This window comes from Vibrio sp. B172a (assembly GCF_030248355.1).
GTDB lineage: Bacteria > Pseudomonadota > Gammaproteobacteria > Enterobacterales > Vibrionaceae > Vibrio > Vibrio owensii.
Map to the genome: position 1 here is coordinate 14615 of NZ_JAHGAC010000021.1, position 19238 is coordinate 33852.

The 19238-nt window shown below is 43.4% G+C and carries 13 protein-coding genes; 8 read left to right on the forward strand and 5 right to left on the reverse strand.

Annotated features, from left to right (window positions below; translation table 11 throughout):
* The first annotated feature begins 1 nt into the window (after position 1).
* The 6 genes from KIT90_RS18705 (at position 2) to KIT90_RS18730 (ending at position 10954) form a co-directional block, all read left to right on the forward strand.
* Positions 2-1471, forward strand: coding sequence for a DUF262 domain-containing protein (locus tag KIT90_RS18705; protein ID WP_285377980.1), 1470 nt, complete (start codon positions 2-4; stop codon positions 1469-1471).
* Positions 1464-3521, forward strand: a complete 2058-nt coding sequence (locus KIT90_RS18710; protein ID WP_285377982.1) for a DUF262 domain-containing HNH endonuclease family protein — start codon at positions 1464-1466, stop codon at positions 3519-3521. Before KIT90_RS18705 ends, KIT90_RS18710 begins: the two co-directional genes overlap by 8 nt.
* Positions 3518-6682 carry a type I restriction endonuclease subunit R gene (locus tag KIT90_RS18715; RefSeq protein WP_285377983.1) on the forward strand — a complete coding sequence of 1055 codons (3165 nt, stop codon included), beginning with the start codon at positions 3518-3520 and terminating at the stop codon, positions 6680-6682. Before KIT90_RS18710 ends, KIT90_RS18715 begins: the two co-directional genes overlap by 4 nt.
* Entirely contained in the window at positions 6682-7410 is a 729-nt protein-coding gene (locus KIT90_RS18720; protein WP_285377984.1) for a M48 family metallopeptidase, read from the forward strand. Before KIT90_RS18715 ends, KIT90_RS18720 begins: the two co-directional genes overlap by 1 nt.
* 1165 nt (positions 7411-8575) lie before the next feature.
* Positions 8576-9652, forward strand: a complete 1077-nt coding sequence (locus KIT90_RS18725) for an SUMF1/EgtB/PvdO family nonheme iron enzyme (RefSeq protein ID WP_285377996.1) — start codon at positions 8576-8578, stop codon at positions 9650-9652.
* Between the two features lie 222 nt (positions 9653-9874).
* Positions 9875-10954 (forward strand): SUMF1/EgtB/PvdO family nonheme iron enzyme, encoded by a 1080-nt coding sequence (locus tag KIT90_RS18730; protein WP_285377985.1) that lies wholly within the window; start codon positions 9875-9877, stop codon positions 10952-10954.
* A 61-nt stretch (positions 10955-11015) separates the two neighbouring features.
* Here KIT90_RS18730 and KIT90_RS18735 read toward each other — a convergent pair whose 3' ends face one another.
* From KIT90_RS18735 to tssI, 3 genes are read right to left on the reverse strand one after another with little or no spacing between them, the layout of a single operon-like run.
* Positions 11016-13568 (reverse strand): LysM peptidoglycan-binding domain-containing protein, encoded by a 2553-nt coding sequence (locus KIT90_RS18735; protein ID WP_285377986.1) that lies wholly within the window; start codon positions 13566-13568, stop codon positions 11016-11018.
* A gap of 12 nt (positions 13569-13580) precedes the next feature.
* A complete protein-coding gene (locus KIT90_RS18740; protein ID WP_193270245.1) occupies positions 13581-14174 on the reverse strand; it encodes a DUF4123 domain-containing protein in 594 nt (197 codons plus the stop codon).
* Entirely contained in the window at positions 14156-16414 is a 2259-nt protein-coding gene (gene tssI, locus KIT90_RS18745) for a type VI secretion system tip protein VgrG (protein ID WP_285377988.1), read from the reverse strand. Before tssI ends, KIT90_RS18740 begins: the two co-directional genes overlap by 19 nt.
* 421 nt (positions 16415-16835) lie before the next feature.
* Between tssI and KIT90_RS18750 the strand changes: the two genes are divergently transcribed.
* Positions 16836-17663 (forward strand): restriction endonuclease, encoded by an 828-nt coding sequence (locus KIT90_RS18750; protein ID WP_285377990.1) that lies wholly within the window; start codon positions 16836-16838, stop codon positions 17661-17663.
* A 282-nt stretch (positions 17664-17945) separates the two neighbouring features.
* On the opposite strand, the gene KIT90_RS18755 is transcribed toward KIT90_RS18750, so the two are convergent.
* On the reverse strand, positions 17946-18431 hold the full coding sequence (locus KIT90_RS18755) for a hypothetical protein (protein WP_285377992.1): 486 nt from the start codon (positions 18429-18431) through the stop codon (positions 17946-17948).
* 125 nt (positions 18432-18556) lie between these two features.
* On the opposite strand from KIT90_RS18755, the gene KIT90_RS27945 reads away from it, so the two are divergent.
* Entirely contained in the window at positions 18557-18820 is a 264-nt protein-coding gene (locus tag KIT90_RS27945; protein ID WP_373417700.1) for a helix-turn-helix domain-containing protein, read from the forward strand.
* 290 nt (positions 18821-19110) lie between these two features.
* Here KIT90_RS27945 and KIT90_RS27850 read toward each other — a convergent pair whose 3' ends face one another.
* Positions 19111-19182: a helix-turn-helix domain-containing protein gene (locus tag KIT90_RS27850; RefSeq protein ID WP_373417701.1), complete on the reverse strand. Its 72-nt coding sequence runs from the start codon at positions 19180-19182 to the stop codon at positions 19111-19113.
* Between the last annotated feature and the right edge of the window lie 56 nt (positions 19183-19238).

Below are 19238 nucleotides of genomic sequence, written 5' to 3' on the forward strand. Positions count from 1 at the left end.
TGTGAGCGGCGTTATGGCAAAGGAAGTGCCACACTTCCTTGATAAACGGGTGACGAAAGTCGGTGAGTTATTGACGCTGAAAAACTTGGTTATTCCCAAGTATCAGCGCCCTTACAAATGGACGCAAACCAACCTTGCTGATTTATTAAACGATTTAAAAGTGTATCGTGATAAGTCGGCCTATCGTTTAGGGGCGGTGGTTTTTCACCGTCACTATGATGGTGGCAATGTTCATGAAAAAGTCGAGCAGCTAGATATCGTAGATGGTCAGCAGCGCACGCTGACCTTGATGTTATTAGTACAGGCGTTAATAGAAGAACGCCTGCAAAGCTCAAGCAAACATCAAGCGATAAAGCGCCAAGATGTGCGGGATAGCTTACAAAAGCTTAAAGCACCACTTACACGCTTTTTGGCAGCACAACGTTTCAGCAGTGATATTTCGCACCACAATCTGCATCAAAACTTTATGGCGGCGAAAAGGGCGGTCAGCCGCAGTGATTTTACCGAAGCGGATATCGATTTTCTGCTCAACCGCTGTGAAGTGGTCACGTTTGTGTTAGATGATGTTTCGGAGGCGTTTCAGTTTTTTGATTCCCAAAATGCCAGAGGGCGCGATCTCGATCCTCATGATCTACTGAAAGCGTTTCACTTGCGCGAGTTTTCAGACCAAGAAAACGAGTTAAAAGCACAGTCGGTGAGTCATTGGGAGAGTTTGCATAGTAAGCAACTTGCGAACCTGTTCGCCAATTATCTATTTCGCATTCGTAACTGGGCGCAGGGTAAACCTGCCCAGTATTTTGGTAAGTCACAAGTAGGGCTGTTTAAAGGCGTAAATCTTGAACAGGTTGGGTTGTACCCGTATGTAGAGCCGCTAAGAATATCTCACCACTTTGTCGATGACTACAACAGCCAATACCAAAGGAAGATCGATCATCAAACGATGAGCTTTCCATTTCATCTTGACCAAATGATCATCAATGGTCGCCGTTTTTTTGAAATGACTAGCCATTATCAAAGGACCATTAGTACGATTATCGACAGCGAGCACAAAGGCGAAGAGCACAAGCCAATCACAATATTAGGGCATGAATTAGAGTCATTAGCGAGTCGGATTTTGCGTACCCTAAACAGCTACTCGTCACGCACTCGCACCGGTGATGGTTACGTTCGCACCTTGTTTGATTGTGGGGTGATCTTCTATTTGGATAAGTTTGGGCCACATCAACTATCTCAAGCGATTGAAAAATTGTTTATTTGGGCTTATCGCTGCCGCTTGAAAATGCAGGTAGTGCAGTTGGTAACGATGGATAATCATGCTTTAAAGCACAATGTATTCGAGCGCATTAAGCAAGCGATACAGCCAAGTGATGTTTTAAATTGGCCACTACCGACCATTAAACAAAGCGAGGTTAAAGGCACCAAGCTGGCAGAGATTGAGAGACTGTTTCAGGAGATGAAATATTATGAGTAGCGGTCTTGGCGCAAAAACACATGATGGAATACACAGCTTTAGAGTGAAAGAATTGCTTGCCGATTCCAGTCGTTATCTCGTGCCCATGTATCAGCGCAACTACGCCTGGGGCGAAGGAGAAATCAACCAACTTATTCAAGATGTGCAGGACTACCAGCATCACAAGCCGAACCAACCCTATTATATTGGTACTTTGGTGGTCTTTGAGCGCTCTGATGGCCAGTTTGAAGTAATAGATGGTCAACAGCGTTTTACGACACTAACTTTGCTCGCTTTTGCGCTCAAGCGTATTTCAGAGGGCAAGATTTCAATTGAAAGCAAGCGCTCTGCGCCACAATCCATTGATATGAGTTGGTACGACGCACCCAATCTCGGCTTTGAAAGCCGTCAAATATCCTCAGACACTTTTGCTGCCTTAAAGCAAGGTGTGGCATTAGAGCACTTAAAAAATGATGAGTTCAACCTTGATGTTGTTGAGGGGTATCATCTTCTTGAAAAAGGTTTATTGGCTCTAGGTAATAAACTGGGTGATTTCTGCGCCTACCTTTTTAATCAGGTGGAAATTGCTCGTGTTTCTGTGCCAAAAGACACCGATTTAAATCACTACTTTGAGGTGATGAATAACCGTGGTGAGCAGTTAGAAAAACACGAGGTAGTTAAAGCTCGTTTGATGTCAGTATTGAACGACATTGAAGATAAAGATGAGCGCGACCAGAGTATTGATGTGTTAGCGAAAGTGTGGGATGCAACTGCTAACATGGAGCGCTACATTCAGTACGGCTTTAGCAAAACAGAGCGCCATCAGCTTTTTGGCAGAAATGATTGGGGCCTGTTTATCCCACAAAGTTTTGAGGATGTGCAGAGCATCATTGCTAGTGTTGAGCAGCAAACCGACGACAGTGTAAATTCGGATGTTTCTATCCGTTTGTGTGACATGTTGGCTAACCCACCAACAACAAAAAGCCGTGGTGAGTCTGAGCTCACCCCAGAGCGCTTTAATAGCGTGATTAACTTTTCAAACTTCTTACTGCACGTACTTAAGGTATCTACCCAGCAAGATGTTGCCTTGGATGATAAACGCTTACTTGAGCAGTTTGAACAGTATCTACTTACAAAAGACTTGTTGGACAAGCAAGCAAGAATCGAAGCAGTAAAAGCCTTTGTATTTGCTTTACTGAAGTCTAAATACCTTTTTGACCAATACATTATCAAGCGTGAATTTGCTCAGGGTGAAGATAAGTGGAGCCTCAAGCGCTTACATTTTTACAACGATAAGAGCCAAAGCTATATCAACACCTTTGACAGCAGCGCGACCAATGACAGTGAAGATGGCTTCGACGGAATTAATCGACGTATTTTGATGCTGTTGAGCGCTCTTCACGTATCCACGCCAACTTTGGTCTATAAGCACTGGCTCAATGGTGCGCTGTATCAATTGTACTATATGGATGAAATAAGGCCTGTCGCTTATCTAGAAAAGCTTGAGCATTTAGCCCGTCAGTTTGTGTTTGGCCGTTTTTTACGGCCTGAGGGTGCAGAGTATTTCGCCATGATTTACCAAGGTGCGGGTTACCCAGCCTTAGATAGTGATGATGAATCGGTGATGGACTTACTAACGTATGGAGCGATTGAGAATAACTTGGTATTCAACTACCTAGATTATCTTCTGTGGTGTAATGGAGTAGAGAGCAGTACCGATGCGGTTATCAACCAGTTTGAGTTTAGCTTCCGAAGCTCAGTCGAGCACTTTTATCCACAGCACCCTTTAGATGGCCATAAAAAACTGGATAAGAGCGAGCTGCATCGTTTTGGTAACTTGTGCCTTATCAGCCACAGTAAAAACTCAAAGTTAAGCAATGTACAACCTTCGGCAAAGCGCGATCACTTTAAAGCAGCCATCAATGACAAAAATATCGATACCTTAAAGCTGTACAAGATGATTCAACACTTAAATGACAGTGGTAAATGGGACACAGAGCAAATCATCGAACATGAACAGCAAATGATAGAAGTATTGAAGAACGACTCAAGAACAGGAACAAATGTATGAGTAGAGTTGGACAAAAAGAGCGAGTGACACAAACTCGCCTAAAAAGATTCTTTGTAGATCAGCTAGATTACGATTATTTGGGTGACTGGGAATATAGAGAAGGTAACCGAAATATCGAAACAGCGCTGCTAACCGATTGGCTTACAAAACGTGGGATATCTGACGCGCTTATCAAGCGAACATTAAGAAAGCTCGATGTTGCTGCTGCATTGGGTGAAGGCAAAAAGCTTTACGATGCCAATAAAGAGGTCTATCGCTTACTTCGTTACGGCGTAAAAGAGAAAGAAGGAGTAGGTGAGCAAAATCAAACTGTATGGCTTATTGACTGGGAAAACCCTGAAGCAAACAATTTTGCTATTGCTGAAGAAGTCACTATTCAAGGTGAGAAGAAAAAGCGTCCTGATATCGTTATCTATGTCAATGGTATTGCGCTAGGTGTCATTGAGCTAAAGCGCTCTTCAGTATCAGTTAGTGAAGGCATTCGCCAAAACTTAGATAACCAAAAGAAAGACTTTATCCGTAACTTCTTTACCACCATGCAGCTTGTGATGGCGGGCAATGATACTCAAGGGCTTCGCTATGGTACCATTGAAACGTCTGAAAAGTACTATCTAGAATGGAAAGAGCAACCAAGTGCTCGTCAATTGCCGTCAGCAACGATGCAGACGGAAACATTACTTGATGAACATATGGCCCAGTTGTGTGAGAAAAAACGTTTCTTACAACTGCTGCATGACTTTATTGTATTCGATGCAGGAGTCAAGAAAACCTGCCGTCACAATCAATTCTTTGGCATCCAGTCAGCTAAGAAATACGTCACCTCTAAGCAGGGGGGGATTATTTGGCACACCCAAGGTTCGGGTAAGAGTTTAACTATGGTATGGCTCGCCAAGTGGATACGAGAGAATGTAACGGACTCTAGGGTACTGGTCATCACTGATAGAAAAGAACTCGATGACCAGATTGAAAAAGTCTTTACTGGCGTGGATGAGGAAATCTATCGTACAAAAAGCGGAAGTGATCTTGTGGCAACGCTCAACCAGCCAAATCCTTGGTTGATGTGTTCGCTTGTGCACAAATTTGGCAGAAACGGTGAGGAGCTCACTGAAAGCGAAAAAAACGAGACCACAGAGGAGTTTCTTAAGGAATTAAAAGGTTCTTTGCCAGATGATTTTAGTGCAAAAGGGAACTTGTTTGTGTTGGTGGATGAGTGTCATCGAACCCAGTCTGGAAAGCTACATGATGCGATGAAAGCAATCTTACCTGAGGCCATGTTTATTGGCTTTACAGGCACGCCACTAATGAAAAAGGACAAGAAAAAGTCTCTAGAAGTATTTGGTCCTTATATTCATACCTACAAATTTGATGAGGCGGTGAGTGACGGTGTGGTGCTGGATTTGCGATATGAAGCCCGAGATATCGATCAACATTTAACATCTAGTAAAGGGGTGGATACTTGGTTTGACACGAACACTCAGGGGCTCTCGAACCTAGCTAAAATACAGCTCAAAGAAAAATGGGGCACGATGCAAAAGGTTCTTTCGAGTAAATCTAGACTTGAGCGTATCGTGATGGATATTTGGCTGGATATGAAGCGAAAGCCTGCACTAGCTTCAGGGCGCGGTAATGCTATGTTGGTGTGTGCCAGTGTTCATCAGGCCTGTGTGGTATATGACTTATTCAGCAAGACAGATCTTGCAGGAAAATGTGCGATTGTCACTAGTTACCAGCCAGCGGCAAGTTCTATCAAAGGCGAAGAGTCGGGCGCAGGTCAAACGGAGAAGCTGTTTAAATATGCCACTTACCGAAAAATGCTTGCCGATTACTTTGAGCAAAGTGAAGACGAAGCGTCTAAAAAGGTAGAAAAATTTGAAGAGGAAGTGAAAGCTCGTTTTATCAAAGAACCAGGCCAAATGCGTTTGTTGATTGTCGTTGATAAACTCTTGACAGGGTTTGACGCGCCATCGGCTACCTACCTTTACATCGATAAAAAAATGGCTGACCACAACTTATTTCAGGCTATATGTCGCGTAAACCGGCTTGATGGTGAAGAGAAAGAGTATGGTTATATTGTTGATTATAAAGATCTCTTCCGTTCTCTGGATAAAGCGATTAAAGACTATACCGCCGAGGCATTTGACGGATACGACGATGAAGATGTCGCAGGGCTTCTGAAAGATCGATTGAAAGAAGCGAGAATTGACTTAGATAATGCGCTAGAAGTGACGCGAGCTCTCTGTGAGCCAGTAAAAGCCCCTAGGGATACTCAAGCCTTCATGCATTATTTTGTTGGCGAGTCGGGTGCTGAATCAACCAATGAAGATGAGCGAAGTGAAAAGGAAGCACTTCGATTAACCCTATACCAAGCGGTCGCAAAGCTTATCCGTTCCTATACCAATTTAGCCAATGAAATGGCGCAAGCTGGCTATACCGCTGAGGAAGCACAAAGTATCAAACAAGAAGTTGCCTATTTTGAGAAAGTTAGGGATGAAGTTAAGTTGAGTAGCGGCGACTTACTGGAAATGAAGCGTTTCGAACCAGCGATGCGTCAATTACTCGACATGTATATTCGCGCGGATGACAGTGAAACTCTAATGGACTTTGAAGAGTTTGGATTGATCGATTTAGTGGTAAATAATGGTGGTAAGGGATTGGACTCACTACCTGAAGGCATTCGCAAAAATGAAGAAGCAATGGCTGAGGCGATCGAGAACAACGTTCGCAAAACGATTGTCGATGAAAACCCAGTAAACCCTAAATACTTTGAAAGTATGGCGACGCTGCTTGATGAGCTGATTAAGCAGAGGCGTGAACAAGTCATTAGTTATCAAGAGTATTTAGAGCAAATACGAGCATTAGCCAAAAAAGTCGTCAACCCGACAAGTAATACAGCCTACAATTATCCAGATTCGGTTGATACGCTTGCAAAGCAAGCGCTATATGACAACTTTGGTAATGATGAGGTGCTCATTACACAAGTCGATACCGCTGTTCGGTTGAACAAAGAGGCTGATTGGCTTGGCGATACGTTCAAAGAGCGCAAAATTGAAAATGCGATCCTTGAGGCGACTAACGATTTTGGGATGGACGATGACGATGCAATTGATGAAAAGTTGGATCGCATGATGGACATCATCAAAGCGCAAAGGGAATACCATTGATGGTGACGACCGATAGTTATGAAGTAATCATTGCTGGTATTGAGCTCACCGTTAATCGTAAAACGATAAACAATATTCACTTGAGCGTATTACCACCCGATGGCACAGTGCGTTTGTCTGTGCCTGTTGCAACGAGTGAGCAAGCAATTCGTTTAGCTGTAATCAATAAGCTTGCATGGATCAAGCAGCAACAAGCGGATTTTGCCAGTCAGCGTCGTCAATCAGTAAGGGAAATGGTTGCAGGTGAGAGCCATTATCTTTGGGGGCAACGTTATTTGCTTAGTGTTGTAGAAACAGCAGGTAAACATTATGTTAAGGTGAAAGGTAAACGGATAGAGCTTGGTGTTGCGAGTAAAACTACAACAGAGAGTCGTTTAAAGTTGCTAAACGAGTTTTATCGGTCAGAAATCAAAGCAACGTCGTCGAAGCTTTTACCCTTATGGCAAGAAAAACTGGGAGTTGAAGCTAGTGCAGTAGGCATCAAGAAAATGAAGACCAAGTGGGGCAGTTGTAATGGTAGTGATAAGCGTATCTGGCTTAATCTTGAGCTCGCTAAAAAGCCGCCAGAGTGCCTGGAGTTCATTCTAGTTCATGAGCTTACCCATTTATTAGAACGTCATCATAACGAGCGGTTCAGATCATTGATGGATGAACACTTGCCGGATTGGCGCGAACGGAGAAGCTTGCTCAATAGTTTGCCGCTGGCATATGAGGATTGGAGTTATTAGGCAAAACGCAATTTATAAAATCTTAAAATTGACTACTTGTGTATATAAGTAGTCAATTTGGGTAAGCAGTCAGAATTGGCGTATGATGATCTGTTGAGCTGAGCAATAAATCATACTTACCAATTCCTATGTAGAATATAAGCAAGTTTGAGAGGCGTTACTATCATAATCCAATACTGAAATACGGAAAGAAACTAAATCCCGTGTCGACCTCAAAAGCAGTCGCGCCAAAAAATATTAAACGATAACATCAAATCACAGCTGCTTTTGAAAACAACTAAGCATTGGTGAAAAAGCTCAACAGATTTGCAAAAACAAAAGGGTTTTCGCACGTAAAGCTGGTGATTAGCCATTGGCATTCAATAAAAGTTCATTAATAACAATAACCTAGTATCAAGCCACTAAATCTCAAAGGATGTACAAATCTCATTTTGAATGGTTTTTACCAAAAAAGTGACATTACAACTTTGCGCCCACATGCTAAGTACGTATTATGTATCTTATGTTAAATTTGAATTGAGCTGTCTTTTTACACATCTTAATATCAACGGTAACTACTCATTGGCCTATCGACCTATGCTTCTAATTCCGTTAGTGATGGCGTTCGTAACGTGAGTGCCACAACAAAGAATTGTTTTAAGACAAAAGTTACGGCTATAAAACACGTACCTTACGAGACAAAGCAAAAGCTCCGTCCTATGGTCTCGCTCATACTTTGCTTGGGTGCGATAATTGAAACATTAAAAACCTACGTAGTGAGTCAATCAACTCCAGATTAAGACGCTATCGCATATCACGTATTATATCCCCACCCTCACCGGGCGAGGGGTGTGGAGAATAATTAACAAGTACAGGGGCACTTTGTTACCAAAAACACACGCAGGAACAATAACCCAAGTACAATATATGCCCCCCCTATTTAGCCACAATAAGTAAGGTGGCTTAGGTTGCAAAACTAGAACAATTTCCCCTAAGCATGTTTATGCTTCAGAATGTGTTTAGAGCGCAGTAAACACTCATTCGTTCCAACATCAGTGTTTCTGTATGTGATTTAAGCATCTATTCATGCAATAGGCAAAGTCACTGGATGTTTTGGGATCGATACAATACAGTGAGGCAAGACCGCACATGTGCTTTCTTGCTAGTAGCAATCAAAGTCTTTTCTATAACAGGAACATGGTTAGGTATGGCTTGTGTGCTTCTCCTGTTGGTTGCGTGCAATAGCGAAAGTTCAGCAATTAAGGTGTCTAGCGAGACGGTCTCACAAAAGCAAATCGATACGATTGTGTCGAATATCAATGAGCTTTACCCAGAAGCAACTCCAGATCAGAAACAGAAAGCGGCAGAAGTGGTGGTACGAGCTATCGAGAACATGGTGTTCGTCGAAGGTGGCAGCTTTGATATGGGCGATTTCAAGATGGATTGTGATTTCCCAACGAAAACTGAAAACCGTTTAGATTGGTCTCCTGATGCGCAATGTTTTAACTTTGCTACCAACCTTTCTGGTGCGCAACATTTACATAAAGTCACCCTCGATTCTTACTCTATGTCTAAATATGAGACCAGTTTTATGGATATGGAATGGATGCGTCAAATAAATGGATTACCGGTAGCCCTCACTAACTTCATTAGTGTAATTCCTTTGAAGACAAAGCCTATGGAGCGGACAGATGAAAAATATAAGAAAGCTATTGAATACAATTTGAAAAACAATGAGGCTGCATATACAAAATCTTGGCAAGAGGCAAAGGATTATTGTCAGTGGTTGGGCAAAGTTTCCACTTTAGAATTTGATATTCCGACAGAAGCGCAATGGGAGTTTGCGGCAAGGAGTCGCGGACAACATTATTACTATGCAACCAATGATGGTTATCGTTCCATTCGGGAAGGACGATATTTTGACCCGAATATTGGTAAGTATGTCGATATAAAGCCCTCAGAAGTAAATAGTGGCACTAGCAGTGAAGAATATATTGGCCAATGGCCAGCAAATCCTCTGGGGGTATATGGGATGAGTAATGGTATTCAGGAGTGGGTTAATGATTGGTATGCAAAAGAGTATTACCTAAACTCACCTGAACACAACCCGCAAGGACCGGAAAATGGTATTCAAAAGGTTGTTCGAGATGGTGGAGGAGTAAAAACCTTTGACCGTTTTGGTAAAGATCCTGTTCTTGACGCTTACTCCCCAACTCACAGCTTCCGTTGTTCAGTTCAACAACCAAAACCACTTACAGAATAGACAAGATATGAGCCAACACATTTCTCTCCTGTCTACTCAACCAGTATTGTCATTTTATCTCTAAGTAAGCGTCACATACTTAAACTCACTTGTGCACAGTCTCCCCTCCCCCTAAACAAAAACAGGAACGCAGTCGTTATAACTAGCCATACAGTCGTTTTGAAACTATTCTCTCCTTTTATTTTTGCGTAAAATATGCACATAAAGTAAAAGGAATACCAAATGAAAAACAGATGGTTAGGTATGGCTTGTGTGCTTCCCCTATTGGTTGCGTGCAATAGCGAAAGTTCAGCAATTAAGGTGTCTAGCGAGACCGTCTCACAAAAACAAATCGATACGATAACGTCGAATATCAATGAGCTTTACCCAGAAGCAACTCAAGAACAGAAGCAGAAAGCGGCAGAAGTGGTGGTACGAGCTATCGAGAACATGGTGTTCGTAGAAGGCGGAAGCTTTGATATGGGCGATTTCAAGATGGATTGTGATTTCCCAACAAAATCTGAGAACCGTTTAGATTGGTCTCCTGATGCGCAATGTTTTAACTTTGCTACCAACCTCTCTGGTGCGCAACATTTACATAAAGTAACCCTCGATTCTTACTCTATGTCTAAATATGAGACCAGCTTTATGGATATGGAGTGGATGCGGCAGATTAATGAGCTTCCTGTAGCTGCTGGAATCATAACAAGTTATAAGCCATTAAAAGATAAACAGATGCTTAGAACAGATGAAGAATACAAGAGAATAGTTGATTCGGAGGCAAAACATAACAAAGCGGCCTCAACTAAAAGCTGGCAGGAGGCTAAAGATTATTGCTTATGGCTGGGAAAGGTATCTACTTTATCTTTTGACCTCCCGACTGAGGCTCAGTGGGAATACGCCGCTAGAAGTCGTGGACAGCACTATTATTATGCTACTAATGATGGTTATCGCTCTCTCTCAGAAGATCAATATTTCGATGTAAATCTTGATAAATATGTTCAAGTTTCCCCTTCAATTGTTAACAGTAGTATAAAAGAAGAGAAGTATATTGGTTACTGGCCAGCAAACCCTTTAGGCATCTTTGGGATGAACAACAACATTAGTGAATGGGTCAATGATTGGTATGAAAAAGATTATTACCTTGAGTCACCTGAACAAAACCCTCAAGGCCCCAAGGTTGGTAAACTAAAAGTTATCCGCGATGGCGCGGGAAATGTAATGACCTTTGATCGACGTGGCGAACAACCAAACCAGGACATATACTCTTCATCATTTAGCTTTCGTTGTTCTATACAACCTCAGTCAATTATCACCTACTGAAGCTGGTGATAATTAACTAAATACCTAAATTAAGAATATATTGGCTTAATCAGCCAATATATTAAACATAAGGGTAAGGCGATTGATTTCCGTACAGAGAAGCATACTGCTGGCCTATTTGAATTTTCTTATTCGTGAAGGCAATGCTTGTATATGGAACAAAAGGTTCTTGTGCAATCTTTTCAGCTGAGTTCATTTCTGCTAGAGAAGCTACCCAGTAGTTAAACTCTCTCTGTTGAGAACCATCTAAAATAGCATTTATGCGCTGAATACTTTTAAATAGCACGTCTTCACCAGTTTCTTTTCTCCCTTCGTCATTCATTCTCGATAAGATTTCTTCAAACTTATGCCAACTGTAAGCGCTCTCCTTCAATAAAGTGCAAATGGCATCTTCCTGTTTTTCTTCCCAATTAAAAAGAAACGTTCGGGTAAGCGTATCTAGCATACGGCCAATAGCTTCAGGTAAGAGTTGATCAAAAGGGACACCACTGCGAGTTGAACTATTCAAGATCCTTTCAGATATCAACAATGCCTCTTTTTCAAGGATAATCCGTCGCTGACCTATAGCTTGAATTTCTTTTGCCCCAAATGAAACTAGGTTTTCAAGTGCATTTACAGGGGACGAAAACGCTTCTACAACGGCAAAGGCGTAATAGGTTGCGTCTACAAGGTACGCATAAGCCTCTTTATTTATATTCCCTAATTGACGATAGTCTACATACTGGAGTCCTTGCCAGATTACTTTTGCTAAATTCCAGATTTCTTGTACGTTGATAGCAACAGCAAAACCGCCACCGCCACCAGCCCCCCAAACTAATTTAGCCGATACTTTTAAGAAAAATTGATTATTCTCTAAATAGAGCTCGAAATCTGCGTTATAACCACCACCAACGGAAACATTGCCTTCAGTCTGGATTTCAGCCAAAGAGTTAAAGTTTGTGATTTGATCTATTTCTGGCGCTTTCCATTGAACGCCTCCTGCAAACTCACCACTTAACTGGCCACCACCAAAAACACTGGCCTTGATGCCTATTTGACCGCCTCCTGCGTTGCCCATACTCACATGAGGGTCAAACAATATCCCAACATCATCACCAGTTTCCGGCTTTCTGTTACTGATACCTGCTTTTGCTTGAGCAACTACGCCCACAAAACAACCCACTTTCATTTTGGCATTAAAGCGAAAACTGCCAAAGGAGTGTAAGGCTGGCTGACCATTCGCATCGGTGTAATTTAGGCATGGCGTATAACCCGCATCGCTAGGTAAGAAGACTTCTGCCGTAATGGCCGCTTCAAAGGCAGAAAAGCCCGCAGAAGCACCTACACCTAAATCTACGTTTCCTTTCGCATTACCGTGCTCATCTTTCTCAAATGGGTTTAACTCAGCATCGACAGCCGCTTGCATTCCCCAGCGACCAAGTTGCGCCTCAGAACTCACCGCAAACATTGTATTGCCTTCATCGTCGCGCAAGAGTGTATCCGTCGATTTCCATTCAGCAATTTTTCCGCCGGGCGCCTGCCACTTCGCAAGATTGGCTTTAATATCAGGAGCAAGCTTTTTCTGCTCAAGGTCGCTGGTGATATCGTCAGCGATAGCTTTACCAAATTCTTTGATTTTTCCCGTACGTAATGCTCGGTTTGCGTTGTTAGTATTCGAGGTATTTCGCCAACTGTTACGAACGGTTGTTTCCTCTTGAAAGAATGCTTCTCGAACATAGGTGTAAACGCCGCGATTAATCGAGTACAACTCTCTAACCCCAGTATTTGTTACAATGCCATCCAATGCTCTCTCTTTTACCGCCATTTTTTTAGCATCAACAGGCTTGCCAGAAGAGCTCTCTTTGGTTGGTGGAACTTTGGCCATCTTTTCCCACGTCGCAAGCTCTTTCTTAAGGTTTGGTACGACTGTTGCAGTCAAACGCTCTTTTAGCTCAATGGCTGAGTCTTCAGAGCCAAACCAATTTGAGTATTCCTCAATGTAGCGGATACGCTTTTTCAACTCGGTTACTTTAGCGTTAGCCATTCGCTGGTTTTCCAAAGCTTTTTCTCTCTCAACCTTTTCTTTTCGAGACTGTTCTGCTTTGACACTTGCTGGATTCTTACGGCTGGGATCTGGCAATATGCCTGCGTATATCAGGTCGGCGCATAGGGCTTCTCGCTTTTGCGTATGCTTTTCCAACTCAGCCCATGTTTCTTTGCCCGTTGGAGCTTGATGGACTAGGTCACTGTAGCATTGAAATAACTTCGTCGTTTCTTCGATTTCCTTATCAAGCTTTTCCACCGATTCTTTCGTTAGGCAATAGAATCGGTTCGCTGATTCACCCGTGGCAAAAATGATATCTTCAATTTCCTTTGGTTCACACAAAAGCGCCGCGACAATTGTCCCTTTCTCTTTTGGACACATTTTGGCGATTGGCTCTACCGGAAACTCGACAGGGATAGGTTCTTCCTCTTCCTGACTAGGAAGGATTAAGGTATCGCCAACTTGGATTAAATCAGGATTTGGTTGGTACTTGGGGTTTAGCTCTAACAAGATGTTGAAGTTAACACTTTGCTCGATACCGATGCCAATAAGGGTGTCACCGGGTTTAATTACGTAGGTTTTGTTACTCATGAAACGCGTCCATTACCATTGCTGCGCAATGTTTTGCATTGTACTCAGCTGTTCTTGCGAGAGTGTCCAAGGTTGAATTGACGTAGTAGCCTCACTAGCGTGGGATAGGTTAATACTTAGCCATTGTTTGCTATGCCAATGCAGAGATGAGAGTAAAGGAAACATTTGTCGTCGCTCCTCATCACTTAATGCTGCCATTAAAGGTACTAGAGTTCTGGGCTCATAAAATCGAAACAATGCTTCTCCTTGATTGCGCGATACAAAGAGACGCTGACGCAATGAGGTTGCGACCTCCGAAGAAGAGTAAGATGGCGAACTCCAAACCAAACAACCACAAGGTGTCTGGCTCATCTTAGCTACGCATGCCTGAAGTGCCTCTTCTGATGATCCGATAGAAACTAAGACAGGCCCCTCATTGAGGTGTGATAGACGAGTACCAGCCATCAACGGGATAACCTCGAATGACTCAAGATGCGCCTCCAATTTCTTTTTCCATTCAGGCCAAAGAAGAGGTTCGATAATCGCGTACGCTTGTTGATTCGTAATTAGGTTCGGTTGGGCATTACCTTGAATTCGCCAGTTTGGATTTAGCTGTGTATTTGACATGTTTTACCGCTCCCACAATCACACAGTTCTTGCATTAAGCCACCATCTTCAACAAACCCTTTATAAGCGGCCGGAGACATAACAGGTGGTGTTTTCTTCGCTATAGATAATCCTTTAGGACGCCTTGTAGAAACGCTGCTGTTGCCGTTTGCCGCGCCGCTCGGATTGATGTCTACTTTTCCACCCGTTGCGGTGACACTACTCGCACCATCAATCGTAATGGAGGTGCCGTTTAAATGGATGTTGCCGCTGCTCTTTAGCACTAAGCTGGATGCGCCGACGAGGACCTTGATTTCATCCGCAGAGACCACCGCTGTTTCGCCATCAGAGCGGATAGAGGTGTTGCCGTTCACTTCGACACTGAGGTTATTGCCGATGCTATTTGTGTCGTCAGCCCCTACATCAATTGAGCGCGATGCCATGATTACCGTGTTTTGGTCTTGCCCTACATCCAGTGAATCGTCTTTACCAATCAAAGTTTGACGATTTTCGTCGATGTACAAATCTCGGTTGTTGGCTATTTTCTCGGATTCATTCGCGTTGTAAGTAACGTGAACATCTTCCTCAACTTGCTCCACAAAGGTTTGCTTAGTGATGGAGGTTTTATGCCCGTCAATCACTTCTTTACGGTCGCCTAAAATGTTGTTTTCTTGGTTGTTGCCGACTTTTAACTCTTCATCATTACCGATATCTCGATAACGGTTATTGAGCACTTTGGTCTTCATGTCTTTTTGAGCACGGAAGTGAACCTCTTCTTGGTCACTTTCATCCTCAAAATACATTTCGTTGTAACCTTCAGCCTTATGGCTTTGGGTTCTAAACACTGTGCGCGTTTTGTTTTCTGGTAATGGGTATGGCGGCGTGTGTAAACCGTTGTAAACCGCGCCCGTCACTAGTGGGCGGTCTGGGTCGCCTTCTAGGAAGGTCACAATCACTTCATGCCCAATACGAGGTAGATAGACTGCTCCCCAGTTCGGGGCTGCCATTGATTGACTAACACGTAACCAACATGAACTATGTTCATCACTTTGCGCATAGCGGTCCCAATGGAACTGAACTTTGATGCGTCCATATTCATCGGTGTAGATTTCTTCACCCGCAGGACCAACTACAACCGCGGTTTGAGGACCATCAACGACAGGTGACGCCATTTTAGGTGCACGGAATGTTACGTCTCGTGGTAAGCAGACAAACTGATTGTGATAAGTTGTAGGCTCATCGCTCGATTCTTCTTCGTGTACACGAGGGTTAAAGCCCGTGTGCATCACCGTCAACATTAGGTAATCACGGTTGATGTTTGAGCGAGGGTGCTGGCTAATATCGAAGCTGTAACCTGCGGTAAGACGCATGATATCGCTCGCAGCTTCAATCTGATGGCTGTCCACCGTGTATTCGGACATCCACTCTGTTGTACGCTGCTGACCTAATTCTGGCGTTGTGTAACGGCCAAGATAATCGTAGCGCTGCAAATCAAAGTTCGGGCCTTCATCGGCGCTTGTACCTTGCGGAATCTTTGGCGTGAGATAGTTGTAATCGCCATAACTGACGATGCCAGTGCGAGTACGATGGATTTGCTCAAGATCGAAAATATGCTCTCGGTCTGGCGTGCCACCACCTTGGGCGTGATAAATCACAGGTCCTAGGTAAGAAGCATTAGTGGGTGAACTGATGAGTTCAGGTATCGCATCATTGCTATCGACGATAACCATGGTATGCCCAGCGTCACTGTGTTCGAAATAGTACCAAAGGCCATGCTCTGCCATTAAACGCTGAACAAAGTGCTGGTCATTCTCACGGTATTGAAGAACGTACTCTTTCGCTTCGTATTGCGCTGACAATTCAAAGCGGTAATCGCTCATGCCTGCATCATCAAAGACCTGACGAAGGATGTCGGGCGCGGTTTGCATCTGGAAGATGCGACAGTCTTGGCGCTGAGTGAGAAACCAAAGGTGTGGAACCAAGGTAATATGATAACGCGAGAAGCGGCGACCAGTACCCAAATAGCGAAGCTCAGAGATACTGCCATTAAACTGACGAGCAGTCCCCATACCTTGACCAAACAAGCTTAGGACACCCATTTTTCGGCTTAAGGCTTCAAACGTGATGGCATCGTCATCGGACAACACCGTCAGGTTCATTTCAAAGGGGGAAGAGACTGTTTCCGTGACCCGGAAGCTTTCGACTTTAAATGCACCGGAGAACCCAGAAACATCAAAGGTGAAGTTTACATCATTAACCATACCATTCGGCTCTTATGACAACGAGGAAATGAGCGGAAAAGGGTTCACCGCCACACGTTAAATAGTCGAACTGTATCAAGCTCTATGACACTCATCACTGTGGTGATTTGACGGGAAATTTGAGCATTCAATAGTGCATTTGGTTGAGTAGGTAGAGAGAGTAAATGTTCCAATCTGAAAGTTCACACTTTGCATAGTGATATGAGCGGGTTTAGGCCATCTCTAACAGTTCAGTTTTGTGACGTTGGTAAGCAAAAATATTCGGAGTGACACGATGTTTTGAGGAGGTTGTATTAGTAGAAAGTAGAAGATAACAATTTGAGCCCGTAACAAAATGTTTTATCGATTAATGCTCATCATGATTTGCCTACCACCCAAACTATGATTAAATGCACTTTAGTGCATATTTAAGGAAAGATTAATGGCAAGGAAAAGTGATGGCATCATCTGGCATTTGATGGATGCACCGTGGTGGTTAAGTGTGATTTTATCGATAGGTGTGTATGTCGCCCTTTCATACGTATTACCAGAGCTTGCTGCCAGCAGTAACAACTTTGTTTTCAATGCAGTCGCCCCAAATCTTTCCATGTTCGCACCGTATTTTGCGTTGCTGTTTTTTATTCCCGCGCCGATTGCCTTTTTTAAACAATTTCAGAGAAGGCAGAGGTATCGGGCGACCACCTCACATATTCGCTCGAAACAAGTAACCACTCCATTCCACCAATTAAGCTGGCTAGAGTTTGAATCCTATGTCGGCGAGTACTTTAAGCATCAAGGTTATACCGTAAAGCAGTCTTTTTCACAAAAGCCTGACGGCGGCATTGATATTTGGTTGACGAAAGATGGAGAGCTAAGCCTAGTGCAATGTAAGCACTGGAAGGCCAAGAAAGTTGGCATTCAGGTACTTCGAGAAATGTACGGTGTCATGATAGAGCACCACGCAAGCAAAATGATTATCGTCACGTCAGGAGACTTTACATCGGAAGCCATTGCTTACGCACAAGATAAACGCCTGTGGTTGGTCAACGGCTCAGAGTTGGTTCATATTATTGAGGATGGACGGAGCTTTGAAAATAAACCACCAAAGCCAACGAGCGACATGAAACTGGTACCGAAAGTATGCCCAAACTGTCAGTCTGTCCTTGTAAAACGAGTGGTGAAACGAGGAGTAAATAAAGGGAAGGCATTCTATGGTTGCACTTCGTTTCCAACGTGTCGATACACGATTGATTATTCAAAGCCTAATTAGCGATGCTGCTCCTAAAAGGCGTCTGATTAATGAGCGGTAATTGGCGTGTTTTGCCGAAAAACAAAAAAGGATAAAGACAGTCTGTGGGCGGCTTTTCACATCCTTGTACGTCCCTATAGCTGTACTCAATGCTCTCACTTTAACCCACAGCTCGAAAAGCCGCATCGCTAGTTTAAGAGGCTTCTAGAGCACCAACAAGTAGGTATTGTCGTCATACTTCGAAGTTATAGCGAGCCTCCCAAAACAGGGATAGGCTACTGATAATTCGGGGGATAACGTTTGTTATCTTGGCTTGGTTATCTTGTTACTTTCGGTGGTTTGCCGCAATACTTGCCAAATATCGGGTAAGCGGTGACCTAGCCTTTGTAACGTCATCACAATTTGAGATTGGTGATGTTCATCCGTTGGTGTGCCATGACCAAAGCGCAACTCTTTACAGCGCTGAGCTTGTGCTAGATGGTCAAAATCAGCCGTCAACTCTAACAAGGCTTTTTCTACTTGCCGGTAGTTAAAGCAACCTATAGACAAGGTTTGCGCGATGATGCTCAGCCCTAAGTGAATCGACATCATTTTTTTCAGCTCGCGCTGAATATCGGCACTATCATCAATGCGGTACTGCTCGTAGAAGGGTACTAAGTGCGGATATATGTGCGATGGCTTTAGGTTTGACATTAGACGCTGGCGCACGACTAAGGACGAGGCGTTAGGATGGCGTTCTAAAATATGTTCGATGCGGCGCTGTAATTGTGCATCATTGAGTTTTCCCATATCGTCTCAACGTTCAGCATTCAGATAACGTCATTTTGCCATATTGCGTCTCAAGCTTGACTCAGTATTTTGAGAGTTGTGTCGTATAATGAGGGCATTCATCGTCATAACACAGCAATACCATCATGCCTTGTAAACCTATTGATAATAAACTCTTTCTAGAACACCTCAACGCGCTTCTTTCACACACTCGCGACAGTCGGACAGCCACGCCGGATGTGTCCGCTCTTTTGCCATTTGTTCGAGATGTTGTGCTTGAGGAAGTCGTCATTCACTGTCGAGGTAATCAAGCGAAAGCCTCAAGAATACTAGGATTGAATCGAGGCACGTTACGCACTCACATGCGTCGAATACAGAAACAAAGTACCTGCCTGCCCTATCCTTGCTAATGGTGATACTAGAAGGTTCGGAAGCTAGTTCTCGACTCCAACGAATATTCAACGGCTCTTTGCTTTTGGCAATAAATCACCGGATTCTTTGTCTTGAATGTTTTTTTTTGAACTTGGGGTATTGAGCGCGACCCGCCCAAAAGTTTTTAAATGCTTCTTGTTGATCTCGCAGGCATTGTTGAAGAATTACGCTGGATATTTCCTTTAACCAAGGAAATTCTTTTTTAACTGGGACTAGACGTTTTTCCGCATCAGAATGACTAACACTTTTACCATTCTTATAGTGCGCATCAGTGCGGAAACGGAGAGTGGAGAGTATTGTTATACACGAAGCGGGCGCAACCAAACGACTTTGCTAGCACAGTTCAGCTTGCTCTGTCGTCGGATGAACAACAGTCTTGAAGGCGTTTCAAAAGGA

Bases quoted from the DNA above. Each gene is read 5' to 3' on its own strand.
- KIT90_RS18710 (WP_285377982.1), top strand. From the start codon at position 1,464: ATGAGTAGCGGTCTTGGCGCAAAAACACATGATGGAATACACAGCTTT.
- KIT90_RS18715 (WP_285377983.1), top strand. From the start codon at position 3,518: ATGAGTAGAGTTGGACAAAAAGAGCGAGTGACACAAACTCGCCTAAAA.
- KIT90_RS18720 (WP_285377984.1), top strand. From the start codon at position 6,682: ATGGTGACGACCGATAGTTATGAAGTAATCATTGCTGGTATTGAGCTC.
- KIT90_RS18730 (WP_285377985.1), top strand. From the start codon at position 9,875: ATGAAAAACAGATGGTTAGGTATGGCTTGTGTGCTTCCCCTATTGGTT.
- KIT90_RS18735 (WP_285377986.1), bottom strand. From the start codon at position 13,568: ATGAGTAACAAAACCTACGTAATTAAACCCGGTGACACCCTTATTGGC.
- KIT90_RS18740 (WP_193270245.1), bottom strand. From the start codon at position 14,174: ATGTCAAATACACAGCTAAATCCAAACTGGCGAATTCAAGGTAATGCC.
- tssI (WP_285377988.1), bottom strand. From the start codon at position 16,414: ATGGTTAATGATGTAAACTTCACCTTTGATGTTTCTGGGTTCTCCGGT.
- KIT90_RS18750 (WP_285377990.1), top strand. From the start codon at position 16,836: ATGGCAAGGAAAAGTGATGGCATCATCTGGCATTTGATGGATGCACCG.
- KIT90_RS18755 (WP_285377992.1), bottom strand. From the start codon at position 18,431: ATGGGAAAACTCAATGATGCACAATTACAGCGCCGCATCGAACATATT.
- KIT90_RS27945 (WP_373417700.1), top strand. From the start codon at position 18,557: ATGCCTTGTAAACCTATTGATAATAAACTCTTTCTAGAACACCTCAAC.